Annotated in this window: 25 protein-coding genes; 13 read left to right on the forward strand and 12 right to left on the reverse strand. The window is 46.1% G+C overall.

Features of this window, described 5'->3' with window-relative positions:
• Window positions 1-199 precede the first annotated feature (199 nt).
• Window positions 200-799, forward strand: a complete 600-nt coding sequence (locus ACWYU8_RS15495) for a LysM-like peptidoglycan-binding domain-containing protein (RefSeq protein WP_457520602.1) — start codon at window positions 200-202, stop codon at window positions 797-799.
• A gap of 80 nt (window positions 800-879) precedes the next feature.
• On the opposite strand, the gene ACWYU8_RS15500 is transcribed toward ACWYU8_RS15495, so the two are convergent.
• Window positions 880-1335: a GNAT family N-acetyltransferase gene (locus ACWYU8_RS15500; protein ID WP_457520604.1), complete on the reverse strand. Its 456-nt coding sequence runs from the start codon at window positions 1333-1335 to the stop codon at window positions 880-882.
• 146 nt (window positions 1336-1481) lie between these two features.
• On the opposite strand from ACWYU8_RS15500, the gene dbpA reads away from it, so the two are divergent.
• On the forward strand, window positions 1482-2861 hold the full coding sequence (dbpA, locus tag ACWYU8_RS15505) for an ATP-dependent RNA helicase DbpA (RefSeq protein ID WP_457520606.1): 1380 nt from the start codon (window positions 1482-1484) through the stop codon (window positions 2859-2861).
• A 51-nt stretch (window positions 2862-2912) separates the two neighbouring features.
• Here dbpA and ACWYU8_RS15510 read toward each other — a convergent pair whose 3' ends face one another.
• The gene (locus ACWYU8_RS15510) at window positions 2913-3488 is read right to left on the reverse strand and encodes a Crp/Fnr family transcriptional regulator (protein WP_457520608.1); all 576 of its coding nucleotides are present in this window, start codon (window positions 3486-3488) and stop codon (window positions 2913-2915) included.
• A 225-nt stretch (window positions 3489-3713) separates the two neighbouring features.
• Here ACWYU8_RS15510 and cobA point away from each other — a divergent pair, with 225 nt between their 5' ends.
• From cobA to cysC, 5 genes are all read left to right on the forward strand, one after another.
• Entirely contained in the window at window positions 3714-4589 is an 876-nt protein-coding gene (gene cobA, locus ACWYU8_RS15515; RefSeq protein WP_457520610.1) for a uroporphyrinogen-III C-methyltransferase, read from the forward strand.
• Between the two features lie 58 nt (window positions 4590-4647).
• Window positions 4648-5556 carry a sulfate adenylyltransferase subunit CysD gene (gene cysD, locus ACWYU8_RS15520; protein ID WP_457520612.1) on the forward strand — a complete coding sequence of 303 codons (909 nt, stop codon included), beginning with the start codon at window positions 4648-4650 and terminating at the stop codon, window positions 5554-5556.
• A gap of 18 nt (window positions 5557-5574) precedes the next feature.
• A complete protein-coding gene (gene cysN / locus ACWYU8_RS15525; RefSeq protein ID WP_457520613.1) occupies window positions 5575-7005 on the forward strand; it encodes a sulfate adenylyltransferase subunit CysN in 1431 nt (476 codons plus the stop codon).
• 355 nt (window positions 7006-7360) lie between these two features.
• Entirely contained in the window at window positions 7361-9085 is a 1725-nt protein-coding gene (locus ACWYU8_RS15530; RefSeq protein WP_457520615.1) for an SLC13 family permease, read from the forward strand.
• A 24-nt stretch (window positions 9086-9109) separates the two neighbouring features.
• The gene (gene cysC, locus ACWYU8_RS15535) at window positions 9110-9727 is read left to right on the forward strand and encodes an adenylyl-sulfate kinase (protein ID WP_457520616.1); all 618 of its coding nucleotides are present in this window, start codon (window positions 9110-9112) and stop codon (window positions 9725-9727) included.
• A 90-nt stretch (window positions 9728-9817) separates the two neighbouring features.
• Here cysC and ACWYU8_RS15540 read toward each other — a convergent pair whose 3' ends face one another.
• From ACWYU8_RS15540 to ACWYU8_RS15570, 7 genes are all read right to left on the reverse strand, one after another.
• Window positions 9818-10723, reverse strand: a complete 906-nt coding sequence (locus ACWYU8_RS15540) for a TIGR03899 family protein (protein ID WP_457520618.1) — start codon at window positions 10721-10723, stop codon at window positions 9818-9820.
• Between the two features lie 327 nt (window positions 10724-11050).
• Entirely contained in the window at window positions 11051-11548 is a 498-nt protein-coding gene (locus ACWYU8_RS15545; RefSeq protein WP_457520620.1) for a DUF3299 domain-containing protein, read from the reverse strand.
• A gap of 2 nt (window positions 11549-11550) precedes the next feature.
• On the reverse strand, window positions 11551-12810 hold the full coding sequence (locus tag ACWYU8_RS15550) for an ABC transporter permease (RefSeq protein WP_457520621.1): 1260 nt from the start codon (window positions 12808-12810) through the stop codon (window positions 11551-11553).
• Window positions 12807-13535 carry an ABC transporter ATP-binding protein gene (locus ACWYU8_RS15555; RefSeq protein WP_457520623.1) on the reverse strand — a complete coding sequence of 243 codons (729 nt, stop codon included), beginning with the start codon at window positions 13533-13535 and terminating at the stop codon, window positions 12807-12809. The genes ACWYU8_RS15550 and ACWYU8_RS15555 overlap by 4 nt, the downstream gene beginning before the upstream one ends.
• 52 nt (window positions 13536-13587) lie before the next feature.
• Complete coding sequence (gene zrgA / locus ACWYU8_RS15560) at window positions 13588-14238, reverse strand: zinc uptake protein ZrgA (protein WP_457520625.1); 651 nt, start codon at window positions 14236-14238, stop codon at window positions 13588-13590.
• A gap of 132 nt (window positions 14239-14370) precedes the next feature.
• Window positions 14371-14670 (reverse strand): DUF2607 family protein, encoded by a 300-nt coding sequence (locus tag ACWYU8_RS15565; protein ID WP_457520627.1) that lies wholly within the window; start codon window positions 14668-14670, stop codon window positions 14371-14373.
• Window positions 14671-14813: 143 nt separating this feature from the next.
• A complete protein-coding gene (locus ACWYU8_RS15570) occupies window positions 14814-15365 on the reverse strand; it encodes a YtfJ family protein (protein WP_457520628.1) in 552 nt (183 codons plus the stop codon).
• 293 nt (window positions 15366-15658) lie between these two features.
• Between ACWYU8_RS15570 and ACWYU8_RS15575 the strand changes: the two genes are divergently transcribed.
• Window positions 15659-15853, forward strand: coding sequence for a DUF1107 domain-containing protein (locus ACWYU8_RS15575; RefSeq protein WP_457520630.1), 195 nt, complete (start codon window positions 15659-15661; stop codon window positions 15851-15853).
• An 81-nt stretch (window positions 15854-15934) separates the two neighbouring features.
• Here the strand turns inward: ACWYU8_RS15575 and msrA are convergent, their stop codons facing one another.
• The gene (msrA, locus tag ACWYU8_RS15580; RefSeq protein WP_457520632.1) at window positions 15935-16573 is read right to left on the reverse strand and encodes a peptide-methionine (S)-S-oxide reductase MsrA; all 639 of its coding nucleotides are present in this window, start codon (window positions 16571-16573) and stop codon (window positions 15935-15937) included.
• 170 nt (window positions 16574-16743) lie between these two features.
• Here msrA and tamA point away from each other — a divergent pair, with 170 nt between their 5' ends.
• Genes tamA through ACWYU8_RS15595 form a run of 3 tightly spaced genes read left to right on the forward strand, consistent with a single transcriptional unit; the run spans window position 16744 to window position 22710 of the window.
• Window positions 16744-18459, forward strand: coding sequence for an autotransporter assembly complex protein TamA (gene tamA / locus ACWYU8_RS15585; protein ID WP_457520634.1), 1716 nt, complete (start codon window positions 16744-16746; stop codon window positions 18457-18459).
• Entirely contained in the window at window positions 18456-22334 is a 3879-nt protein-coding gene (gene tamB, locus ACWYU8_RS15590) for an autotransporter assembly complex protein TamB (protein ID WP_457520636.1), read from the forward strand. Before tamA ends, tamB begins: the two co-directional genes overlap by 4 nt.
• A gap of 28 nt (window positions 22335-22362) precedes the next feature.
• Entirely contained in the window at window positions 22363-22710 is a 348-nt protein-coding gene (locus ACWYU8_RS15595) for a gamma-glutamylcyclotransferase family protein (RefSeq protein WP_457520638.1), read from the forward strand.
• A gap of 162 nt (window positions 22711-22872) precedes the next feature.
• Here the strand turns inward: ACWYU8_RS15595 and ppa are convergent, their stop codons facing one another.
• Both ppa and fbp read right to left on the reverse strand, forming a co-directional pair.
• Window positions 22873-23403, reverse strand: coding sequence for an inorganic diphosphatase (gene ppa, locus ACWYU8_RS15600; protein ID WP_444494725.1), 531 nt, complete (start codon window positions 23401-23403; stop codon window positions 22873-22875).
• 114 nt (window positions 23404-23517) lie between these two features.
• Window positions 23518-24531 carry a class 1 fructose-bisphosphatase gene (gene fbp / locus ACWYU8_RS15605; RefSeq protein ID WP_457520640.1) on the reverse strand — a complete coding sequence of 338 codons (1014 nt, stop codon included), beginning with the start codon at window positions 24529-24531 and terminating at the stop codon, window positions 23518-23520.
• A 312-nt stretch (window positions 24532-24843) separates the two neighbouring features.
• On the opposite strand from fbp, the gene mpl reads away from it, so the two are divergent.
• Window positions 24844-26202, forward strand: coding sequence for a UDP-N-acetylmuramate:L-alanyl-gamma-D-glutamyl-meso-diaminopimelate ligase (gene mpl / locus ACWYU8_RS15610; RefSeq protein WP_457520641.1), 1359 nt, complete (start codon window positions 24844-24846; stop codon window positions 26200-26202).
• Between the two features lie 6 nt (window positions 26203-26208).
• On the forward strand, window positions 26209-26844 hold the full coding sequence (locus ACWYU8_RS15615; protein ID WP_457520642.1) for a flavin prenyltransferase UbiX: 636 nt from the start codon (window positions 26209-26211) through the stop codon (window positions 26842-26844).
• Window positions 26845-26880: the final 36 nt, after the last annotated feature.

A 26880-nucleotide genomic window follows, 5' to 3' on the forward strand; every position in this document is an offset into this window, starting at 1 on the left:
CAGGATATCAGTTTCGGGCTAAGGTTTAAATGATTGGCTCAGATTGTCTGGTTTGACCATGTAGGGTGTGACTTATCTCTTACTCCAAGTGAATTTTCTGCTAATTTACACCAAATTCCATTTTACTTGAGTGAAAAACATATACTCTCCGCGCTGGTATTTTTATACTGGCAGCAGAAGTATTAAGGGGCTTATCACAATGAATCGTCGCAGAAAGAAAAAGCAGCAAGTCGACTATGTAGAGTTGATCAAACAAAAGTTCGCTGCTATCGACTGGAAGCAGCCGTTCAATAAAAGTAAGTGGTTGGAACGCGTACAGCCTGTCACCGCGTTTTGGCAGCGCCTGCCTAAATTCCATCAACGAGCACTGATGGTGTTGGTTCCACTCTTTGTATTGCTTTTCATAATACCGATGCCAAAGAAAACGGAAGAATTAGTCGAGCAGTCTCAGCCTGTTGATCATCAGCGAGTTTCTATCGACCTCAATGCGCAGAGCCTGAGCCAACAACGTACATCGCAAAACTCGGGGCCAAAATCTGAAAACTGGAAAGAGTACCAAGTGAAAAATGGCGATACGTTGGCCCAGGTATTTCGTAATAACCAGCTTTCAATGGCAGATTTAAGTTCTTTAGTTAAAATTGAAGGCAGTGATAAGCCACTCAGTCATATCAAACAGGGACAATTGATTCGATTTAAATTCTCTGGTGATGGCCAGCTTGATATGTTGCAACTGGATAAAGGAGATCATTCCGTGATGTTTTTCCGCTTATCTGATGGCAGCTTCGGGCGTAATAAATAGATTTCCGGCAATAAAATTTCCGACAATAAAAAAGACGCGAAGGTATCGCGTCTTTTTTATTGGTCACTGTACCGGATTATTTAGAGAGCTTCTCTGCGCATGTCTACGTGAGGTATACCATCTTCAAGGTAGCTGTCTGAAATGACATTAAATCCGTGACAGGCATAAAACTCTCTGAGGTGTTCCTGAGCGCCAATATCGATGGTTTGTTTAGGCCAAAGTGCTTCACACTGTTTTAATGCTTCTTTAAGTAATTGGTGGCCCAAACCGCCACCGCGTGCTGTTTGCTTGGTAACGACTCTGCCAATACTGACATTGTCAAAGGTGGTTCCTGCTGGTAACAGGCGAGCGCACGCGACTATTTCATCATTGTGATAACCGAGCAGGTGGTAGACGCCATCCAGTGTGTCTTTGCCATCGAGCTCCGGGTACGGGCAGGTTTGCTCCACGACAAACACATCGACACGCAAGCGCATCAGCTCGTACAGTTGATGTGTGGTCAGTTGATCAAAAGGCAAAGTAATCCAGGTGAGCATTTCCATAGTCCGTTATTGATTTCGTGTTACTGACTTTACTCGGTTTTCTGCTAATACTCATTAACAATGGTTAATTTTAACTGGTCTTCCTGACAAATCTGGCGATAATGTGCCCTCTTTTTCATCCTACCTGAGGATATTCCCCTGTGAGCAAACAAACTTTTGACCACGTAGGGCTAAGCCCGGCGTTACTCGCTACGCTTGATTCATTGAATTACACCCATATGACGCCGATTCAAGCCCTGAGCTTGCCTGCGATCCTGAACCAGCGTGATGTAATTGGTCAGGGTAAAACCGGTTCGGGTAAAACCGCTGCGTTTGGTCTGGGGGTTTTGTCGAATTTAAATGTGAAACGCTTTCGAGTGCAATCTTTAGTGCTGTGTCCGACACGAGAGTTGGCAGATCAGGTAGCGAAAGAAATCCGCACGTTGGGACGTGGTATCCACAATATTAAAGTTCTGACTCTGTGCGGTGGTATGCCAATGGGGCCACAAATTGGTTCACTGGAGCACGGCGCTCATATTCTCGTGGGTACACCGGGGCGTATTCTCGATCACCTTGAAAAAGGTCGCATCAATCTTGAAGAGCTGAATACACTGGTACTGGATGAAGCGGATCGTATGTTGGAAATGGGTTTCCAGGATGCGTTGGATGCCATCATTGATGCGGCGCCGAAACAGCGTCAAACACTGCTTTTCAGTGCTACTTTTCCTGAGAAAATTGAGCACATCGCTCAGCGTATTATGCAGTCGCCTGAGATGATCAAAGTGGAGTCGACTCACGATACGTCGAGCATTGCACAGTACTTCTATAAAGTTGAAGGCTCGGAAGCTCGTGATGAAGCTTTGGCAAACCTTCTCCTAACTTACCAGCCAGAGTCTGCCGTTGTATTCTGTAACACCAAGAAAGAAGTGCAAAGTGTAGCGGATGAGTTGCATCACCGCGGTTTCAGTGTGATTGATCTTCATGGGGATTTGGAACAGCGCGAGCGTGATCAGGCATTGGTTCAGTTTGCTAATAAGAGTATCTCAATTCTGGTTGCCACTGACGTTGCGGCGCGAGGTTTAGACGTTGACAACCTGGATGCGGTATTTAACTTCGAGTTGTCTCGCGATCCAGAGGTACATGTGCATCGTATTGGTCGTACTGGCCGTGCGGGTAGCAAAGGTCTGGCTTTCAGCTTCTTTGGTGAAAAAGACGGTTTGCGTGTTGCTCGTATTGAAGAGTACTTAGATATGGATATCGTACCATCGATGCTGCCGGCGAAGTCAAATCAACAGCCGTACCAAGCGAAAATGGTAACGATAAATATTGATGGCGGTAAGAAGCAAAAAGTCCGCCCGGGCGATATTCTGGGTTGCTTAACAGGTAAAGACGGAATCCCGGGGACTCAAGTGGGTAAAATCCATCTGTTCCCAGTGCGCGCTTATGTTGCGGTGGAGAAGTCTGCTGCGAAGAAGGCTCTGCAAACCATCAGTACCGGTAAGATGAAAGGGCGTCAATTCCGCGCTCGTCTTCTGAAATAGCCCCCTTATTTCATCGAAAAGGCTCTTCAAATTGAAGAGTCTTTTTCTTACTTATTCTCTATCCTCTTTGCTCAGACGCGCTTTAATACGGCTCAGGCTAATAGGCGTAATGCCAAGATAGGCTGCAATTTGGTTGTCGGTAATACGTTGTTCCAGATCTGGATAGTGCGCGCAGAACAACTGGTAGCGCTCTTGAGGAGAGTAGAGGAGCATGAAGCGCTCTTTGTTCTCTTTATTCATCAACTGATTTTCAAGCAGTTTTAGATAAATTGGATGTTTGTCCGCTCTCCAGTGATGCAGCGTTTCAACTGGCAAACAAAATAATCGGCAGGCGGCCAGTGTTTCCAGCAAATAAGGTGACGGCTGATTTTTTATGATACTTTCGAAACCAATCACCCAGTCTTTTTCCCAATAGAATTCTTTACTGAACTCTTTCCCTTGTTCTGTCAGATAACTGGCATGACATAACCCTTCAAGAATGAAGTAGATATCTGAAGTTAATTCTCCCTGATGGCAGAGAATGTGCCTTGTCGGAAGTTCAAGCTCTTGCCCGTGTTCGATCAGTTGAGTGGCTTCTTGCTCGGAAAAGCCATGTTGAGTTAAGTCGTAAAATACGTCGTTTAGCATAAAGGTAAAATATCTGACTGTGATTCATCGCATTCTAACGTTTCTTTCGCATTAACAAAAAGGCAAAGGAAAAAGGTTAAACGGCCAATTCACGCTTTTGAATGAGACCAAACAAAAACTTCTTAGCAGATTTTTGAATAAAAAATGAAATTTTAGAATTTCAGGTAATATAAACGCCCCGCCATAATGCCTGCATACCGATATCTATGGATGATGAGCAAACACATGGCAGCGAAAGATTCAGTCACCACTTTTCCCTTACCAAAGCCGCGATTGGTTTCTGATAACCAAACGCTAGGGACATCGCGATTTTCAAAGCGCTCATTGCAGCCTGGTGAAGTTGCGCTCGTTGGTGCGGGTCCGGGTGATCCTGAACTTTTGACCGTGAAAGCACTGAACTGTCTGCAACAAGCCGATGTGGTTTTGTACGACTACCTTGTCTCTGAAGAGATCATGGCCTTGGTCCCAAGCGACACGATTTTAGTTTGTGTGGGCAAGCGTGCCGGACATCATAGTGTGCCGCAGGAAAAGACCAATCAATTATTGGTTGATTTCGCAAAACAAGGTTACCGAGTGGTGAGAGTAAAAGGTGGCGATCCATTCGTGTTTGGTCGCGGTGGTGAGGAGCTCGAAGTTCTGGCTGATGCTGGCGTACGTTTTCAGGTTGTGCCTGGTATTACGGCGGCGGCTGGAGCAACAGCCTATGCTGGGATTCCTCTGACGCATCGTGATTATGCTCAATCGGCCATTTTTGTCACCGGTCACTTGAAAGAAGAAAGTGATGAGATGGATTGGTCAACACTGGCTCGTGGCAATCAGACTTTAGTGATCTACATGGGGCTGATGAAATCACACTATATTCAGAATCAGCTTATTAAACACGGTCGATCAGCCTCAACACCGATTGCCATTATTGAACGTGGTACACAAATAGAACAGAAAGTATTTACGGGAGAATTGTCCCAACTATCTGATTTATCGAAGGATGCTCAATCTCCTTCCTTAATCGTGGTAGGTGAAGTGGTTCGATTGTCTCAAAAGTTAGACTGGTTTTTGTCTAGTACTGAATTCAACAAAAGTGCTATCGCCAACTCCATATAATTTCAGTCCAAAGATTAGAGACGTAATGCGCCTTCAAGCTTAAAAGGAAATACAAAACATGGACCAACAACGTTTAACTCACCTTAAACAACTCGAAGCGGAGAGTATTCATATCATCCGTGAAGTTGCGGCTGAGTTTGATAACCCAGTCATGATGTATTCGATTGGTAAAGATTCATCGGTGATGCTGCACCTTGCGCGTAAAGCTTTTTACCCAGGTAAGATCCCATTCCCACTGCTGCATGTGGATACGGACTGGAAATTCCGCGAGATGATTGAGTTCCGTGATCGTACAGCAGAAAAATACGGTTTTGAGCTTTTGGTACATAAGAACCCAGAAGGTATCGCAATGGGTTGTAGCCCATTCGTTCATGGTTCTTCAAAGCACACAGATATCATGAAGACACAAGGTCTTAAGCAAGCTCTGAACAAATACGGTTTTGATGCTGCTTTTGGTGGTGCGCGCCGAGACGAAGAGAAATCACGTGCGAAAGAGCGTGTGTACTCATTCCGCGATAAAAACCACACCTGGGATCCTAAAAACCAACGTCCGGAATTATGGAAGACATACAACGGTCAGGTTAACAAAGGTGAGAGCATTCGTGTGTTCCCACTTTCAAACTGGACTGAGCTTGACATTTGGCAGTACATCTACCTGGAAAATATTGAGATTGTACCGCTTTACCTTGCTGATAAACGTCCTGTCGTTGAGCGCGATGGCATGTTGATCATGGTGGATGATGACCGTATGGAAATTCAACCAGGTGAAGTAGTCGAAGAGAAAAGCGTTCGTTTCCGTACTTTAGGTTGTTATCCGTTAACCGGCGCGATCGAATCAGAAGCTAATACGCTGACGGGCATTATTGAAGAGATGCTGGTGGCCACATCAAGTGAGCGCCAAGGACGAGCTATCGACCACGATCAGTCAGGATCGATGGAACTGAAAAAACGTCAAGGTTACTTCTAAAGGATCGAAGGAAAGATAATGAACAGTGCAGTTGAAGCTCAATTAGCCGAGCTTGGTATCGAAGGCTATTTAACACAACACCAGTACAAGTCTTTACTTCGATTTTTGACTTGTGGTTCTGTTGATGACGGTAAGAGTACCCTTATTGGGCGCTTGCTCCATGACTCAAAACAAATTTATGAAGATCAGTTAGCCGCTGTGCATTCCGACAGTCAGCGTGTCGGTACAACGGGTGAGAAGCCAGATTTGGCACTCCTTGTTGATGGTCTGCAAGCGGAGCGTGAACAGGGTATCACTATCGATGTGGCTTACCGTTACTTCTCAACGCAGAAACGTAAGTTCATCATCGCTGATACTCCGGGACACGAGCAATACACACGTAATATGGCTACAGGTGCTTCGACGTGTGATTTAGCGGTAATCCTTGTGGATGCACGTAAAGGCATTCTTGATCAGACTCGTCGTCACTCATTCATTTCAAACCTGTTGGGCTTGAAGCATTTTGTTGTCGCAATTAACAAAATGGACTTAGTGGATTACTCGCAAGAGCGTTTTGAAGAGATTCGTGATGCTTACCTGAAGTTCTCTGAAAACCTGACGGGTGAAATTGATATTCAAATCATCCCGATTTCAGCTCTTGAAGGCGATAACGTCGTTGATAAAGGCGAAAATCTGGACTGGTTCCAAGGTCCTACACTGCTTGAGTTACTTGAAACCGTTGACGTTGACCGAGAAAAAGGCAACGGTGAATTCCGTTTCCCTGTTCAGTATGTGAACCGTCCTAACCTCGATTTCCGTGGTTTTGCGGGCACGATTTCATCTGGTTCAGTGAAAGTGGGCGATAAGATCAAAGCACTTCCTTCAGGAAAAACTTCAACTGTTGCTCGAATTGTGACTTTTGATGGTGACATTGAAGAAGCACAAGCAGGTCTGGCTGTCACTCTGACTCTGAACGATGAGATTGACATCAGCCGTGGTGATTTGATTGTTCTTGAGAACGCTCAGGTTGAAACCACTAACCATCTGCTTGCAGACGTTGTGTGGATGACAGAGCAACCATTGCAACCTGGTCGTGATTACGACATTAAGATTGCTGGCAAGAAAACCGTAGGTCACGTTGAGGCAATTCGTCATCAATACGACATCAACAACCTTTCTACGCACGGTGCGGCTGAGCTTCCACTTAACGGTATTGGTTTGTGTGAGTGGTCATTTAACGAGTCTGTTGCAATTGATAACTATCAGGATTGTGCAGATACCGGTGGCTTCATCATTATCGATCGCCTGACGAACGTTACGGTTGGTGCAGGTATGGTGAAAGAAAGCCTTGCAGCAGTAGAGCGTGGTTTGACTGACATCTCTGCATTTGAACTAGAGCTTAACGCACTGGTTCGTAAACATTTCCCGCACTGGGAAGCTAAAGACCTGAGCCAGTTACTCAAGAAGTAAGTGGTTTGCCTGACTGAGTTGCGAAATGCAGTCAGGCGCTTTCCTCTGGAACCAGAATGTTTCGGTGAATGCTGATACCAATCGTAGTAAATAACTGGTCATTCTAGCTTGTTAAAATACTCGATAACTGCGTTAAAATTTTTGATTGTAGAATAACTACTTATCGAAAAATTTTGCCTTGTTCTCAAGCATTTTTCCTACGCTATTTCTGATCACTTACTTACTGTGATTGGTATGAACATTCTGGCGTCCTTTTTCGCTCGCTTTGCTTTTATCGTTCATTTTATCGCTCTGCACAAACGTTATGTGTAGCTGCTTTTTTCGCCCTGATAGGGCTTTTTGGTAAGGAAAGGCTATGTGGGAACAAGGATTTGTACTAGCGATTCTGCTTGGCGTTATTACTTGTTTGCTGGTCACTAAAATTAAGCCTAGCTATATCTTTGCTGGCGCTGCCTTTATTGCGTTCATGGCCGGGATGATGGATTTGAACACCATCGCAGCAAACTTTACCAACTCATCGTTATTAACACTTGTATTGTTAATACTTGCTTCGTGCGCTTTGGAAAAAACGCTGCTTATCAGTTGGGTAAGTCGCAGTATCTCAGAAGGCCAATTAGGAAGTGTTATTGCGAAGCTGGGTTTATCTACGGCTCTACTTTCTTCTTTTACTAATAATACCGCCGTTGTGGTCTCACTGATCGGCGCTATTAAACGCAACCAACAACACGCCCCCTCAAAGTTATTGATTCCGCTTTCATACACAGCAATTTTGGGTGGCACATTGACGTTGATTGGTACGTCAACCAACTTAATCATCAATAGCTTTGTCGAAGATGCTGGCTTGCCTAGCCTGAACTTTTTTACTCCGACATTGATTGGCTTAGCTGTGCTGGGGGGCGGGTTGTTAATTCTGATCCCATTGAGCTACTTGCTGCCGAATTATGACGACCAGACTCAGGAAGACTTGCCTTATTTTCTCGAATCCCGTGTTGAACCTGGCTCTCCATTAGTTGGGCGTACAGTCAGTGAAAACAATTTACGCGCCTTACGTAAACTGTTCTTAGCAGAAGTGGTGCGTGATGGTGAGACTGTCTCATCAGTAGGACCGGATTTTGTGCTCAACGCTAAGGACCGACTGCTGTTTTGTGGTGATGTTGAGAGCGTGGCGACGCTGCAAGAGATCCCAGGCTTGACACTGTTTGGCCAACAACATTTAAACGGGCAGAACTTTATCGAAGTTGTGGTGAGTTCCTCGGCTACTTTTTGTCACAAGACACTTAAAGAGAGCCGCTTTCGTGATCGTTTTGATGCGGTCGTTGTCGCGATTCGTCGTGGCCATGAACGTTTAGAAGGCGGCCTTGGCAACATTATTCTGGCCCCGGGTGACACCTTAGTATTGGTGCCAGGGAAGCGATTTGAAACAGAGCGTCGAGCTCATCGTAAAGAGTTCGTCCTGATTCATGATTTGGATTCGAGTGCCCGTTTAGATGTGCACAAATCTACTATCGTATTACTCGGCTTTGCGGCTGTTATTGGTTGTGCGTTACTCGAATTAGTGCCAATCATTAAAGGGCTGGCGGTATATATCATCGCTTTGATTGCCCTCGGTATTGTTCAACTTGGAGAGCTACGCCGCCGTTTTCCGGTCGATATTGTCGTGATTGTAGGCTCAGCATTGTCGATTGCACAACTTATGATCTCTTCTGGCTTATCCGTCAGAATGGGTGATATGTTCATCCACGCGTTTAATGGCTGGGGTGTGTTTGGTGCTCTGGTGGCGACGTACATCATGACGCTGGTGCTGACTGAGTTAGTGACCAACAACGCCGCAGCAGCGCTCGCTTTTCCTATCGGCTACAGTATGGCGGTAGGGTATGGCGTCGATCCGATGCCATTTATTATGGCGGTATTGTTCGGCGCAAGCGCGAGCTTTATTTCTCCCTACGGATACCAGACTAATTTGTTGGTATACAGCGTAGGTAATTACAAATTGACCGATTATGTGAGAATTGGTGTGCCGATTTCTATTGTGTATTCCGTCTTAGTATTAACACTGATTCCGGTCTTCTTCCCGTTTTAATTCCGATATTTACAAGGATACGTTATGACAACCGACACTACGGTAAAAGATGAAAACATTGTTTGGCATCAGCACTCGGTCGATAAGCAGTTTCGTGCTGATTTAAAAAAACAAAAGCCAGCAGTGTTGTGGTTTACCGGCTTATCTGGTGCGGGTAAATCTACGGTCGCTGGCGCATTGGAAAACCGTCTTGCAGGGCTTGGTTACCATACTTATTTGCTTGATGGTGATAACGTTCGACATGGCTTGTGCAGCGATTTAGGTTTTTCAGAGCAAGATCGCCGTGAGAACATTCGTCGCATTGGTGAATTGGCTAAATTGATGGCAGATGCAGGTTTGATTGTGCTGTCTGCGTTTATTTCGCCACACCGTGCAGAGCGCCAGTTGGTTCGAGATCTACTGCCTGAAGGCGAGTTCATTGAAGTGTTTGTCAATGCTTCTCTGGAAGTGTGTGAAGGACGTGATCCTAAAGGTTTGTACCGCAAAGCTCGCGCAGGAGAAATTCCAAATTTCACTGGCATCGACTCGGAATATCAGGCACCTGAAAATCCAGAAATTGATTTGCCAGCCGGAGAAAAGAGCGTCGATGACCTGGTGGAATTGTGTTTACATGATCTAAAACAGCGTGGCGTGATCCGCTGAAATACCTTTTAGATCATAGGTGGTCAAAAGGTTATTGAACAGGTTGAGGAGCTTTTGGAACATAGGTGGCCAAAAGCTCCTAAAGCGTGACTATACGCTATGACTGATGCTGGTATCGGCTTCAGATTTAACTGTAAACTTATGATTTAAAATGAATAAAATCTTTTCGTAGTACTCCGGGTTGGGTTTGTTACCTAACAGAGTACACAGTTCATTGCCCGTTGGGCTGAATCGATAGTAAAGCAACCTTACCCTCTTCGCATTCGCGTGCAGCGACAAATTCTTGCCTTGATAGGTGAGTGATAAAGGTGTCTCTACACTGATCTCTCCGGACTCAAGTTCAGCACTGTGAAGTAAGCCTAATTCAATCAATACCAGTAAGCTGGAGTAGGGCAGATGGAAGGTGCCCATATTTAAGTTGCTGGTGGCTTCACGCTTGCCAAAACTAAACAGACCATTTTGGGCTTTGTAGCCAATCAATAATTTGCGGCTGCTATCGCCACCAAAGCTGCAGGCAAGAGAAGCGGCTCTTTGCAAGGTTTGTGCTTCTTTTGGCGACATGTCTTTCAGAACTTTGAGTGCTTTCATTGATGTGGAGCCCGGGTTGGTGACCTCTCGTTTCAGCACTTGTGCCCAGAGTTTTTGCATTGAACTGCCGTGAATATCTTGTGCCATCTCAAAAAAGCGATAAAGCCAGTCCTGATCCGGCTCGCCTGCAGTTTCATCTTTGCATCCACGGTGGGCGAGTTTTAAAATCTGCTCGAGGTTTTTCTGGCGTTGTTCCTTGCGTCGTTGTTCGCGAAGTTGAGCTCGTTCAAACACTGATTTGGCAGGAGGCTCGTCTTGCAGCAATGCATCTAAGCCATGGATCTGAGCAATGCTCTGAATACGGCTGGCGCTGTCTTTGATATAAGTGTTTTTCTTGTCGTTTTTAGAACGTTGTTGGGAGTTGGGCTGGTGTACCATCACGCTAGGTTGCTGTACTGATTCTGCCATTTATATTCCTACTCGGCGATCTACAAGTCATGCTTGCCTCAATTTACATTTTAATCCGCCTAACGGCCAGAAAGTGAAGGGCAAAATTAGATCAAATAACGCTATTCAAGATGATAACAAATTGTTAAAGTTGTTATCGTTATTTTGGAGGGGCGATGAAGTTCTCAGAATCAAGCAAACTGAAAAAGCACCTGTCGATAGCGTTTCTTTTAGTCCTGTATGTGAGTGTATTAGCGTATTTGTCGCGCTATATTATCTAGTTCATATATGAAAAGGGCGCCGAAGTGACGCCCTGGGTGTATCTTTTAAAACGGTGACGATTGGCGACTACATATCGTCGTAGCTTTCTATTTTCGTACCTTCTATCAGGTAGGCCGTTTCCGCCAGTTCATGGCTCATGACTTCTGTTTTGAGGGTCCCAACGACGTAAACCACATCCCAAAGCTCCTGTACTGGTGCCCCTTTTGGAAACTTCACATAGATGATCTGATTGGGTGGTGGTGGTGGAACGTGAATACATGCCCCGAAGTATGGCACCAGCAAAAACTCGGTAACGGTTTTCGAATCACCTTCCAACGGAATAACAAATCCCGGTATTTTTACCAGACTGCCGTTCAGTTCGGTTCTTACACCGCCAATCTTAGACTGTTGTGCTGCGCCACCACTATGCTCTGACGCATCAGGCATGCCCATGCTATTAAACATTTTACGCTCCGATTCGGGGACCAGATCTAGCCAGTCGATCTTCAATGGTTCTTCACTTGCCATTACCGGGGCTGTAAAAGAAATCACCAGCAAGCAGCTAGCGAGTATTTTTTTCCACATTTTTATATCCTTATTGTCATTCCGTCGCTCAGTGATTGTCGATAAGCGCGTAGTGCAGGGACGAAACCAATCATAATACCCGCGCATTGTACAAATACGAGCAGCATCCATTCATATGAAGAAAGAAAACTTAGTGTCAGATGTATACCATAGTGTTGCTGTATGATGGGTTGCAATAGCGCCAGAATGGAATAGAGGCCCGCAACACCTGTGATAATTCCGGCTGCCGTCAACAAACTGGCTTCGCTGATCAGCAGAGAGAACACATGTCGAGGTCTCGCTCCCATCGCGCGTAGAATGGCCATCTCCCGGCGTCTCTCTTGCAGGCTGGTTAACAGGCTACTCAACATGCCGAGTAATCCGGCTGCGACGACAAAACCAGACACTGCCATCAATGCCTGCTCCGCGACTGACATCATTCCCCATAATTCATGCAAAGCAACGCCTGGCATGATCGCGCTTAGTGGCTCTTTAGGGTAAGTGTTGATTTGTCTCTGCAAGGCGAAGGTTTGAATACGTGATTTCAAACCGACCAGCATTGCGGTGATCTGTTTGGGTTGAAAGTCTACGGCTTGTAAATCTTCCGCCTTTGGCGTTGCACCTAAATGTGCGCCACTCTCCCAGCCGACGTGAATCGCTTCAATCGCTTCTAAAGAGACATGCACGGTCTTATCGACGGGGGTGCCTGTAGGAGCCAGAATGCCGACAACGTTGAACGGTAGATTGTCATGACGGCTAAAGCCAACATCACTGATGCCATGAGCGATGATGATTTTGCTGTCAATCTGGTAACCCAGTTGTTTCGCTACGTCAGAGCCGAGGACGGTTTCAAATAAGCCATTGAATTCTCGACCTTGAGTAAAAGTAAGTGGTTGCTTACTACCATACTTATAATGTTCGAAATAGCTGTGATTTGTCCCCATGACACGGAAACCTTTATGGGAGTCGCCCAGTGAGATGGGAATGGCCCAATCGACTGAACGATGTTGGCTAAATTCCTGATAGCTCTTCCAGTCGATATTGTTGGTGGCGTTGCCAATTCGGAACACTGAATAAAGCAATAAATTTACCGGCCCGGAACGACCACCGATGATTAAATCAGTACCTGAAATGGTATTAGCAAAGCTGTCTTTTGCCTGAGTTCGAATCCGCTCAACGCCAAGCAATAAGATGACAGAAATCGCGACAGTCATGCTCGTTAGCAACGCGGTTGCTTTGCGGTTCATTAAGCTCTTCCAGGCAAGCTTTACAACGGCGCTCATGATAATCCTCCTAAGTCACTGCATTGGTTGATATCTGGGAGGTTAATCGTGCGGTTAAACAAAGGCTCTAGGGTTGGATCATGACTGACAAACACCAGTGTCGCGTTGACTTGGTTAGCCTGTTCCATCAGTAGCTCAATGAAAGCCATGCGGTTGTCATGATCCAGAGCGGATGTTGGTTCGTCAGCAATCACTAACGCGGGATGCCCCATGAGAGCTCGTGCTGCGGCTACTCGTTGTTGTTGCCCAATGCTTAACTCAGACACTGGACGCGAATGAAGATTGTGAGGCAAATGCAGCCTCTCTAACAACGCGGATGCTTGCTCAACCAAAGCATGATGGCTCGCTCGTTGTGCAATACGATCACGCCTTACCTGGCTGAACTGGCAGGGAAGTAATACGTTTTCAAGCACATTGAGATACGGTAACAAATTGAATTGTTGGAAAATATAGCCAATATGGTCCGCACGAAACTTATCTCTTTGACTTGCCGACAAGGTCGATAAGTCAGTGCTTAATACGGAAAGGGATCCCGAGCTCAGGGTATTGATTCCGGTAAGCAGAGCCAGAAGTGTTGATTTACCACAGCCACTTGGCCCTTTGATAAAAACATGCTCACCAGATGCAATGCTTAAATGAGGAATAGCGATGGTAGCGATGTCAGAGCCTGGCCAAATAAACTCGGCATCCTTGAGCTCTACAACGCTGGTTATGGAATCAGTCATAGATTATCACCAAAGGAATAGCGTGTAAGTATGCACTTACACGCCAGGCAAGTTATTTGATTTTTATCTCGGCGTTATCTTTGCTTAGGTTGGTTGCTGACTGAGTCGTATCAGTAAACAAGTTAACACTGACTGATTCTGTTGCAGGGAACTGATTGAACCAGCCAGTTTTAATGCTACTTAGTTCGCTGACTTGCTCACAGTTGAAGCGATATTGCACAGAAAACTCACCATGACCATTGTGTTCATCATGGTCGTGACCTTCGTGATCGTCATGTTCATCATGGCCGTCGTTATCATGGTGTTCGTCATGATCATCGTGCGCATGTTCATCGTGGTCGTGACCTTCATGTCCGTGGTCGCCATGCTCTTCATGTTCATCATCAAGCGTGTGGTTCACCAGGGCTTCAGTCACATCACATTTGGCTTGTGGGTTGATGGCAAACAGGCTATTCGCGTCTTCCAGTTTGGCGACAACATTTTTTAGAACCTGTTTTTGCTCTGCATTTTCGGGCGGATGTTCGAAACCAACCACATCAGCACCTGGCGCGGTGATTTCAATGAGCAGATCTTTGCCGTCTTGGGCAATGTTAAATTCGATTTGGCCGTGAACGTGTGCATCGTGTTGACGGTATTCTTGTGCGATTGCGCTTGTAGACAGAGATAAGCCGATAACAAGAGCCAAAGTGTGTTTAGATGGCATTTTTTTCCTAATTTTGCGTCTACCAATTTGAGTTAGTATGAATCCAAATTGATACTAAGTCTTTTAATACGTTATTAAAAATCACGAATATTGCGAGTCAATAACACTAAATGATTTGAGTATGAGTGATGACTAAGCAAAATTAGGTGGTGCGCGAGCGGAACTACGGACTTCCTCAATAAGGAGAAAACGTTCGGCCGTGTCGTGGAAAGTGTTGCGCCTATTCGGAACTGTTTGAATGGTCGGCTGAGTCTTTGCCAGACCGTGATTGGCACTGGCGAACATCTGACAGTGATGATGGGCATGATGTTCAGGCGTCATATCCAGCTGATGGAAGATGGTGACAAAATTCCATGCGATCAGCAAAGCCACACTGAAGAGTACAACAGTGCGATGCCAATCTCTTAATGTTGTTTGCCTGAAGTAGACCATCTTTAAGCCTGAAACCTGAGCGAGTGTTATAATATAACACCCATTATTGGTAAAAGTTCACTCTTTTATATGCAATGAGAAAAATCGGATGACGTCGAGAGGTATGACTCCCTGTCCGAAGAGACAAGGAGCCTCATTTCGCTTTAAATGCTTTGTCTTATCAACTCAATTACTTGAGTGATCTCTTGTTGTTCTAATGGCCCTTCTTTAGCGAAGAGCACTTTGCCCTGTTTATCTTGCACGATGATTGCCGAACTTTCTGGTTTTAATTCCCAAGCTTTTGCAACTACGCCATTTTCATCTAATACCATTGATGACCAGGGAAACGCTTGCTTACTCTCTTGAGCTGAGGATTTGACGAAGGATCCCGTGCCCCAAATCGCGTCATCCTGATTGATGATTGTTGTGGTCTGGTAGTTATCTTCAGGAAATTTAGCCGCAGTAATGGCTGACATCAAAGGGGCGTTCATTTCCTTTGCGCTGCTGCGTCCGGCAATCGCTTGAATGACGCGTACTTTTCCCAGCATCTGTTGGGTTGCCCAGGGCTGGAATGCAACGCCTTCACCTTGCATGACAATTTCACCATAAGCGCCAACCTTAACGGCAGGAAGGGTTTCGCCAATGAGTACATTATTTGCGAGTGAAAGACCTGGCATCAGAGCCAGTAAAAGGGGCAGGAGAGTCTTAGTTTTCATATTTTATAAATACCTTGTTATATTTCGTACAAGTGAGGAGCGTTGTAGGTAAATAACCTCGATATGCTCAGTACAGCAAGCCAAGTTTTGTTTACTGAAGTTATCTTGGTCTGACCAGTATATAGGTAGTGAAAATAAATTCACGCAATATTTGTTAACATTTATTTAACGTATGAAATGATGTAATGTTGCGTTGTTACTAGGATTTGCTAGAATGAAGTCGGTCGCAAATTGCGCTATAAGATTGTTAAGGATAGACAATCTGTATTTTCTCAAAGGAATTGAGGTGAAAGATGCTACGTGAATTCGCAGTATATAGACCACTACAGGTGGCTCGCTTTGTAAAGACTCTGTTCAAAGGTCAGTTTTTTATTGCAGGCGTAGGGAGCTTCTATTTTGATAATGGCAAAGTTCTTCTTCCTGACGTAAGTGATCAGAAAAGGCTGTCGGTATTTAAAGAAGTGAATCAGACAATTTCTTCGTTATAAGCACGGTGGTCGGGTTTACAAATGAAGCAATATTAAGAGCGACTAAGGTCGCTCTTTTTAGTTACGCAGATAAACGTTTATTTAACCTTGTAAGCTTGGTGGGAAGCAAACACCGGTACCGCCCAGACCACAGTAGCCCTCTGGGTTTTTCGCCAGATATTGCTGGTGGTATGTTTCCGCAAAGTAGTACACTTCTGCTGGTTGTATCTCTGTGGTGATATTAGCTCTTTGCTCTTCTTGCAGGGCGTATTGATACTGTTGTTTTGATTGCTCTGCGATCGCTTGTTGCTCTTGCGTGTAGGTATAAATAACAGAACGATACTGAGTGCCAAGATCATTGCCCTGACGCATGCCTTGAGTTGGGTCGTGTTTCTCCCAAAATGCGGTAAGAAGCTGTTCCAGCGAAATCACTCGTTCATCGAAGACCACTCTTACGACTTCCGCATGCCCCGTTTCTCCGGTGCACACTTCTTTATAAGTTGGGTTTTGTGTGTATCCGCCTGAATAGCCAACGGATGTAGAAACCACGCCATCCAGTTGCCAAAACAGGCGCTCAGCGCCCCAAAAACAGCCCATGCCTAATAAAATTTGTTGTTGGTGAGGTTGCAATGGTGCAGTCAGGCTCGATTGATTAACAAAATGTGTATCTTCAATTTGCATCGGCTGCTCTCGACCCGGAAGGGCATCTTCTATACTGATTAATGTCTGTTTGTTGAGCATGCTATCTGTCCTTTTAAATGTGTCTTAAAGTTGCGAACGTGTCCTCGTTCGTCTCTATCTGAAGATGTAATGACAATGGTTACGGTAAGGCTTTAATATTACAGACTTAGCCTGAAAATGGCGTTATCATTAATTCTCATTTATTTTAATCTCAGTTAGCTAAAAAACGCATGATAAAAAAAGCTCTCCCGATCATTGTTGTTGGCTTGTTTGTCTTTTCTCACACTGCGTCTGCCAAAGTCGCCTTAAAGCTACAAGGCATTGGCGGTGCATTGGAAGATAATGTCAAAGCTTACCTGACTTCGATTCCTGAAGATGACTATTCGACTTCATTGCGTTTTCAAGCGCGATTAGATGAAAGTATCACTGAAGCACTCAATGCGCTTGGATATTATCATGCCAAAATTTCATACATTGTTCCTGAAAGTAATGATGAGCTGATCATCAATATTGAAAAAGGCTTACCAGTGAAGGTCAAGGTCATGGATGTCGTGATCTCGGGTGAAGCGAAGGACGATGAAGAATTCACGAGCCTTATTAAGGCGTCACCTTTGAAAGTGGGGCGGGTTCTTAATCAGGGCGACTACGACAGTCTGAAATCCGGCATACGGAATCTGGCATTACAGCGTGGCTACTTCAAAGGGGACTATTTACTCAGTCGTCTGGAAGTCGTTCCTGCATTCAACGAAGCGAATATTCGTTTGCATTATGACAGTGGTATTCGTTATCACTTTGGCGCGATCAATATTACTGGTAGCCAGATTTGGGATGAGCGTGTCGCGTCATTGAGTCCGTTTGAAACAGGCGAACCTTACTTAGTCTCAAGTGTTGGTGAATATAACCAGAACCTGTCTAACACCGACTGGTTCTCATCTGTGTTTGTTGAGCCAGATCTGGCAATGCTGGATGAAGGTCGTGATTTGCCGATCAAGGTTTCTCTTGCTCCGGCCGCCAAAAACCAGATAGAAACGGGTCTTGGCTATTCCACTGATACGGGCGTGCGTGGCACATTAAAATGGAAAAAGCCCTGGATCAGTTCTCGTGGTCACAGTTTAGATACGGCGCTTTCTCTGTCTCAGCCGGAGCAAACCATTACCGCAGGTTACAAGATCCCACTTGATGACGTTTTGCACGAGTACTACCAGCTCCAGTTTGGCTTAAAACATTTGGATAACCGCGATACCGAAAGTCTGGAGTCAAACCTTGCGGTAGAACGCCACTGGATTGTGGATGGAGGCTGGCGTAAGACCGTGTACGTACGTCACTTGTACGAGAACTTCTCTCAGGGTCTACAAGAAGATGGTGTGCAGTTCCTGCTTCCTGGGGCTACGCTCTCTCGTACCCGAACCCGCGGAGGCAGCATGCCAATGTGGGGAGATAAGCAAACCATCACTTTTGAATATGGTGATCCGGCCGTTTTATCTGCAACCCGAGTATTTCGCTTCTTGGGACGAACCTCCTGGATTCGTGGTATTGGTGAAAACCACCGTGGACTCTTCCGTCTGGAAGGGGGCGCTAACTTCATGGAAGAGTTCGATAAGTTGCCTCCGTCGTTACGTTTCTTTGCGGGTGGTGACAATAACATCCGTGGTTATGGTTACGAATCCATTTCTCCTGTCGATGAAAGTGGTGCTCTGACGGGCGCAAAATACATCCTGACCAGTACGCTGGAGTATCAATATCGCATCACTGGTAACTGGTGGGGAGCGACCTTCTACGATATTGGTGATGCGTTTGATAATACGCCCGAATGGAAAGCGGGGGCTGGGGTTGGCATTCGCTGGGCTTCACCAGTTGGTCCGGTTAGCTTCGATTTTGCATGGGGATTGGATGACCCTCAGAAGAACGAATTCCGCATCCATTTCTCTTTGGGGCCTGAACTATGATGAAAAAGATGTTTAAGTGGACCAAATGGCTATCGCTAGGTTTGATTGGTCTCCTGTTGTTGATCATCATTTTAGTGTCAACTGTTCTGTTTACTCACCCGGGTTTGAAGCTGGCAATATGGGGGGCAGAAAAAGCGCTGCCACAATTGCAGGTAGAGAAGATTCAGGGCGCGTTATTCCCTCGTTTTTCGATGCAGAACATCAGTTTTGTTGATGAATCGCTGAAGATTGATGCCAAAGTGAATAGTCTGACGCTGGCGATTAACTTCCGCTGCTTCTTCGATCCAAAAGTCTGTGTTGATGAACTGGCGTTGCAAGGTGTGAACTTCCAGATGCCGGAACTTCCTCCTGCGAGTGAAGAGCCAGAAGAAGAGACGCCACCACTGCGTTCTGTCAGTACGCCTGTGCCTATCTTTGTCAATAAGGTCAGCCTTAATGACATCAATCTGAACATCTTGGGCAACCAAGTGGACTGGCAACAGTTCTCGACGGCGTTATCGATGCAGGGTGACCGGTTAGTCATCGCGCCTACGGCATTAAAAGAGATCAATGTTGCACTTGCACCAAGTGAGGCCGAACCTGCGCCTACAGAGGAAGAGGCAACCGAACCAAAAGCCAGCGAAGCAGCAACCGATAATGAAGCAGAGGTAGCTGAAGCTGGAGATACCGCAGCAGAGATCGCTGGAGAGTCGGTAGCAGTAGCTGAGACCGCAGAACCCGCAGACACGACTCCTCAGGATATTGTTCTACCTGAGGTCTGGATTCCGCTGACAGTCGATGCTCGACGGCTTGATATTAATAACTTCAAGTTAGCGGGTGAAACACCGATTATTGTTCATCATCTCGGTTTGGTGGCGCAAGCTGGGGGCGATCATGTTGATGTAAAAACACTTGAGCTCGATATGCCAGAGGTCGAGGCGACATTGAGTACGCAAGTAACGCTTTCTGCAGACTATCCGATTAACGCTCAGTTAGATGCGTTGGTCAAACAGGCCGATGTAAAAGGGCAGAAGCTGTCGTTCTCTGCGACAGGCTCTGTGGGGGATTTGTCTCTTAAGGCTAGCCTTTCAGAGCTAGCCAAAGCTCAGATTGAAGGTAAACTTCAGCCACTTAAAGCTCAGTTACCCTTTGATGTGACCATTAGCAATGTGGAAGCACAGTGGCCGTTATTGGGAGAGAGTGATTATCAGGTCGCCGTCCCAAGTCTGGTGGCGAAAGGTTCCTTAAAGGGTTATGAAGTCGCGCTTGAAACACAAGCGTCCGGTAAGGATATCCCTGCAGTGGATGTGGCCCTGAACGGTAAAGGCTCGTTAGAGCAAATCGATCTGGAAAGCATTGTGGTGAAAACCTTAGGCGGTGAACTGTTCGGTAAAGTAATGGCCAACTGGGCTACGCCAATAAACTGGCAAGCCGATCTCAACCTGCAGCACATTCAGCCGGGTCTGCAATGGCCTGAAGCAGAAGGCGACATCAGTGGCAGTTTATCCACTTCTGGCTCGCTCACCGAGCAAGGTGGCTGGCAGGTCAGCCTTCCTACGCTTGATATCGATGGCATTCTGCGCGGTTATCCACTTAAAGTGAAAGGCCAGTTAGAAGCTTCAGATAAAGATGGTAAAGCCGAGGATATCCAGCTCACAACTCAAGGTTTAGTGCTTGCCCATGGTCCTAACCAATTAAGTGCTAAGGGGAAGATCGATCAACAAATCTTGATGGATGTTGAAGTTAACTTCCCGGATTTTGCGAAAAGTGTGCCTGATCTTAGCGGTAATATGAACGGTAAAATCGCGGTACGAGGTAGTTTAAAAGAGCCGGACATCAATCTGAATCTTGCTGTCAATAAAGTGAACTGGCAAAAGCTTGCTACCGTAGAAACGATTACGTTGAAGGGTGATGTTTCACCACTACCTGCGCCGAAAGCAAAGGTCAGTCTTGTCGCGAACAATATTACCTATGACAGCATGAAGTTCGATAGCGCTGATCTCGAAGTGTCAGGCGATGAAAAACTGCATCAACTTACCTTAGATGTGGTTTCGGATATCGTGTCAACCAGCCTGGAAATTCAGGGGGCACTTGAACAAAAGCCTGAGATGATCTGGGATGGTGCTTTGACTCGTTTGTCGCTCAATACCGTTCAAGGCCCTTGGGCTCTGCAAAAATCGACGGCGGTAAAGGTCAATATCGATAAACAGATCGCGGATGTTCAGGCGCACTGTTGGTTACAAGCCGAGTCGAGCGTGTGCCTGACCGAAAACATCCGTGTTGGCAAAAGTGGTGAGGCGAAGTTAGCCGTAAACAACTTTGATTTCAGTCAGATAAAAACGCTGATACCGGAAGAAACTAAGCTTCAAGGCTCAGTAAATGCGCAAGCATTTGCCAAATGGTCACCAAATATGAAGCCGGAAGTGACGCTGAATGTGGATATGCCTCAGGGGCAGGTACAGCAAGCATTAGAAGAGCCAATTACGGTTGGCTGGGACAGTGTCAGCTTTAAAGCTGCATTGGCAAAGGACAAGCTGGATGCGCAGTGGCTTGTCGATGTCACTGATAACGGTGACCTATCTGGTAATGTCTCACTGATAAATGTCTCTTCTGATGCCTCAGAGATTGCAGGTAATGTGTCACTTTCGACGCTTAATCTTGACTTCTTAGCACCATTGATAGGCCAGTACAGTTCGTTCGAAGCCGTTATGAATACAGATCTGGCTCTGTCTGGTGATGTCATGCATCCTCGAGTGAATGGCCAGTTCCTGATTGATCAAATCAAGCTGAAAGGGGAAGTCACACCAATTGATATCGATTCTGGTCAGGTGGCGATTGACTTTAAAGGTCATCAGGCGGATTTAAACGCTGGCATCAACACCCCTGATGGCAAACTTGAAATCACTGGTGATGCAGATTGGCAAGATTTACAAGATTGGCATACCAAAGCGCGCGTGTTCGCCAAAGCGCTGAAAGTGGATATGCCACCGATGGTGAAAATCATCGTCGAGCCAGATATGACGCTTGAATTGACGCCGAATTTAGCCAAGGTACACGGCAATATTAATCTACCTTGGGGGCGCATCGCCGTTGAAGCGTTGCCGCCAAGCGCTGTTGGTGTTTCAAATGACCTGGTTATTTTAGATGAAAACCTACAGCCCGTGGATGATACGGTTGCTGTGCCGTTTAATGTTGAAACCGATATTAACATCAAGATTGGTAACGACTTCCAGCTGTCGGCGTTTGGTCTGAAAGGCGGCCTACAGGGTAATCTGAATGTTACTCAGAAAGACAAAGGTCCGTTTATCGTCGGTGAAGTCAACATTGTGGACGGTTCCTATCGTTCATTTGGTCAGGACTTGGTGATTGACGAAGGTAAGATCATGATGAATGGTCCAGCGGATCAGCCATATCTGTCCATCACTGCAATTCGTAATCCAGATAACACGCAAGACGATGTAACCGCTGGGGTACGCATAACCGGGCCCGCTTCTGATCCAAACATGGAGATTTTCTCAGATCCATCCATGGCGCAGGCGAACGCGCTTTCCTACCTGCTACGTGGTCAGGACATCGATGCGGAGTCTGGAGGCAATGCGATGACCACCACCTTGATCGGTTTAAGTCTGGCGAAAAGTGGTCGGGTCGTCGGTGAGATCGGCGAAGCCTTTGGCGTACAAGATTTACAACTCGATACCGCAGGGTCGGGTGATGATTCTCAAGTGACGGTAAGTGGCTACATATTTCCGGGCTTACAGGTCAAATATGGTGTGGGTATCTTTAACTCGCTGGGCGAATTCACCGTTCGTTACCGCCTGATGCAAGATCTGTATTTAGAGGCCGTATCTGGTGTAGACAGCGCCGTTGATTTACTCTATCAATTTGAATTTGATTGATAACGTAACTCATAGCTAAGGAGTAGTTATGCAGCATTTGGTTTTTGTTTACGGCACGTTACGTAAGGGAGAGTACAATCACCATTATTTGAGTTCGGCGCAATTTCTGGGCCTTCATGAAAGTGATGCTCAATTCGCTTTGTATGATTTAGGCCCATACCCCGGTGTGTCTAAAGGCCACCAATCCGTACAAGGCGAAGTCTATCTGATTGATGACGAAACGCTGATTGAGCTGGATAAACTCGAGGATGTGCCGGTTGAGTATCGCCGCGAGAGTATTAGCACGCCGTTTGGTCAGGCTTGGATTTATATTTATCAAGATACCGAGCAACTGACAGAAGAGATTGCTTCCGGAGACTGGTGCCAAAGAGTGTAAGGTGCTTGCCTGTGGAACACGCTGCCTCTGGCATACATTGATACCGTGGTTACGACATTGGTCGAATATGGCTTGTTGTGCGTCGGCCCTCACGGAAGCTAAATGTGGATATTAAAAAAGAGCTGCAATTGTGCAGCTCTTTTTATTGGGATAAGTTTGCACTTATTTTTTCTGTGCGCGCTCATAAGATTCAAGGATTTCAGCTTTAGCGGCTTCGACATCTGCCCAGCCGTCTACCTTCACCCATTTGCCTGTTTCCAGTTCTTTGTAACGCTCAAAGAAATGCGTGATTTGCGCCTTAAGTAGCTCAGGAATATCACCCACATCTTGGATATGTTCGTACTCTTTTGAAATTTTAGAGTGTGGAACCGCAACAACTTTCGCATCTTCACCAGACTCGTCAGTCATTTTCAGTACGCCAACAGGGCGACAACGAATAACAGAACCTGGCATCAGAGGGTAAGGAGTAGGAACAAGTACGTCTACTGGGTCACCATCAAGAGAAAGCGTGTGGTTCACGTAACCATAGTTACATGGGTAGAACATTGGTGCAGACATAAAACGGTCGACAAACACAGCACCAGAGTCTTTATCTACTTCGTATTTGATTGGGTCTGCGTTTGCTGGGATTTCGATAACCACATAGATATCTTCAGGCAGAGATTTACCTGCTGGTACATGGTTTAGGCTCATTGGAAACTTCCTTTTCATTGAGGATGAGTGTGACTCATCTTATTACGATTTATTCGCAACTCACTTTAGCGACAAAAACGCGACAGGTAAACACCTGCCGCGTTGGACAAAGGTCTATTCGTCGCGATTCTTTTCAAGGAACTCTTCAACCTTGCGTACCATGTTTTTCGAACCGACAAAGAAAGGCACACGTTGGTGTAATTCTGTAGGCTTGATGTCCATGATGCGATTCACGCCGTCAGAAGCGATACCACCTGCTTGCTCGATTAGGAATGCCATTGGGTTGCACTCGTAAAGAAGACGCAGCTTACCTTGTGGGTGGCTTTGTGTGCTTGGGTAAAGGTAAATACCACCTTTAAGCAGGTTGCGATGGAAATCTGCTACCAAAGAACCGATGTAGCGAGAGGTGTATGGACGACCATCTTCTGGCACATTTTCCTGACAGTATTTGATGTACTTCTTCACACCAAGTGGGAAACGGATGTAGTTGCCTTCGTTGATCGAGTAGATCTTGCCATCTTCAGGGATCATCATGTTTTCATGAGACAAACAGAAGCTGCCGATAGAAGGATCGTAAGTGAAGCCGTTAACGCCGTTACCAGTGGTGTAAACTAGCATGGTTGAAGAACCGTAAATCACATAGCCAGCGGCAACCTGTTTGTGGCCTGGCTGAAGGAAATCTTCTTCTGTTGCTGGAGTACCAATTGGTGATACACGACGGTAAATCGAAAAAATCGTACCTACAGAGACGTTGACGTCGATATTAGATGAACCATCAAGTGGGTCCATTAACACAACGTACTTGGCGTTTTGGTTGAGTTCTTTATTGAATGCAACCGCCTCATCTTCTTCTTCGCTGGCTACGCCACAAACTTGGTCACGAGCTTCAAGCGCTGCTTTAAACTTGTCGTTTGCATAAACGTCTAGCTTTTGTTGAGCTTCACCTTGGACATTCTCTGTGCCGACTGCACCAGTAATATCACCAAGGCCAGCCGCATTGATTTCGCGGTTAACGATTTTCGCGGCTAAACGAATAGATGCTAAAAGAGATGAGAGATCACCACTAGCGTGGGGGAAATCCGCTTGTTTCTCGACAATGAATTCGCCTAGGGTGCGCAATCCAGACATGGTCAATCCTTACATTTTCATTTTGTTGGGGGTGTTGCGCAAGGACACATCTCTTCATGGATGTTAAACGTTTGCGCTAAACGTAATTTTATGTCGAATATCTTTTTAATGGTAATGAAGTAACCGACTGAGATCTCAATTTATTTGTCTGGTCACTGAGGAATTCATCATTGAGTCAGAAGGTTGTACAGTCCGTGTTCACCCTTGTCATATTTTTGAAAGGGACAACAAGAAGAGCGTGAAAGTCACTCGCTTTTCTGGTCGTTATCGCGATAATGAAAACATTAAAGAAGGCATTACAAGGTTAAGTTTATGCACATCCATATCTTGGGTATCTGTGGCACGTTTATGGGCGGCGCAGCAATTTTAGCGCGCCAACTCGGACATAAAGTGACGGGTTCTGATGCCAATGTTTACCCACCGATGAGCACACTGCTAGAGTCTCAAGGTATTGAAATAATTGAAGGCTTCGACCCATCCCAGCTTAATCCTCAACCGGATTTGGTCGTGATAGGTAACGCCATGAGTCGTGGGAACCCATGTGTGGAACACGTCCTCAACAGCAACCTGCGTTATACTTCTGGACCACAATGGCTGAGCGAGTTCTTACTGCATGATCGCTGGGTACTCGCGGTGTCTGGTACGCATGGCAAAACCACCACATCAAGTATGCTGGCATGGATACTCGAAGACTGCGGCTATCAGCCTGGTTTCTTAGTCGGTGGTGTGCTGGGTAACTTTGGCGTCTCTGCCCGACTGGGTGAAAGCATGTTTTTCGTTGTTGAAGCGGATGAATACGACAGTGCTTTTTTCGATAAGCGTTCTAAGTTTGTGCATTATCATCCCCGCACGCTAATCATGAATAATCTTGAGTTTGATCATGCAGATATATTTGACGATCTCGAAGCGATCAAGCGCCAGTTCCACCATTTGGTGCGTACTGTTCCGGGTAACGGTCTGATTCTGGCTCCAAAACAAGATCAGGCGCTGGCTGATGTGCTTAAGCGTGGCTGCTGGACGGAAAAACAGTTCTCTGGTGAAGAAGGCGATTGGCAAGCACATAAACTGGTTGTCGATGGCTCCAAATTTGAAGTGTCACTGCAAGGCGAGAAAGTCGGCACGGTAGAGTGGGACTTGGTTGGCGATCACAACGTGGATAACGCCCTGATGGCGATTGCTGCGGCAAGACATGTCGGCGTAACTCCTGAGCTGGCTTGTCAGGCACTCGGCCGTTTTATCAATACCAAGCGCCGACTAGAACTGAAAGGTGAAGAGCAAGGCGTAACGGTTTACGACGATTTCGCTCATCACCCAACTGCGATTGAACTGACGCTTGGTGGCCTGCGTAACAAAGTGGGTGATAAACGTATTCTGGCTGTACTGGAGCCGCGTTCTGCCACCATGAAACGCGGTGTACACAAAAATACGCTGGCAGATTCACTACACAGTGCTGATGAAGTGTTCTTATTCCAGCCAGATAACATTGAGTGGTCCGTTGAGGAAATCGCTGATCAATGCCAGCAACCAGCGTTTTTTGACGCTAATCTGGATAGTTTTGTCGCAAAAATCGTTGAACGTGCTCAACCTGGAGACCAAATTCTGGTGATGAGTAATGGTGGTTTTGGCGGGATTCACGGAAAACTTCTCGAACAGTTAAAACAAAAAGCTTAATCAGTTATGTCTCACAAAAAAACTCAGCATAAGAAAGCCATTACCTTAGCACTAACAGGCGCTTCAGGAGCGCCTTATGGTCTCAGACTTCTTGAGTGTCTGGTTGCCGCTGATTATCACGTTTATGTTCTGATCTCTTCTGCGGCGAGGGTTGTGATGGCAACCGAGCATAACCTGAAGCTGCCAAGTGGTCCTGAAGCGGCGCAAAAAGCGCTGGTGGAGCACCTTAAGTGTAACCCTGACAACATTACCGTTTGTGGTAAAGATGATTGGTTCTCGCCAGTGGCTTCGGGCTCTGCGGCTCCAAAACAAATGGTGGTGTGTCCGTGCTCGGCAGGTAGTGTTGCAGCGATTGCACACGGGATGTCAGATAACCTGATTGAGCGTGCGGCAGATGTGGTAATGAAAGAGCGTGGGCAGTTGCTGCTTGTGGTGCGTGAAACGCCGTTCTCGACCCTGCATCTGGAAAACATGCATAAGTTGTCGCAAATGGGGGTAACTATCATGCCCGCAGCGCCGGGTTTTTATCATCAGCCAAAGACTATCGAAGACTTAATCGACTTTATGGTAGCGCGAATTCTTGACCATCTTGGTATTGAGCAAGGCTTGGTACCTCGCTGGGGATATGATCAGCGTTCATGAGTAAATAGCAAATAAGTTAAGTTACGCATCAATATC

Source organism: Vibrio limimangrovi, from assembly GCF_054064025.1.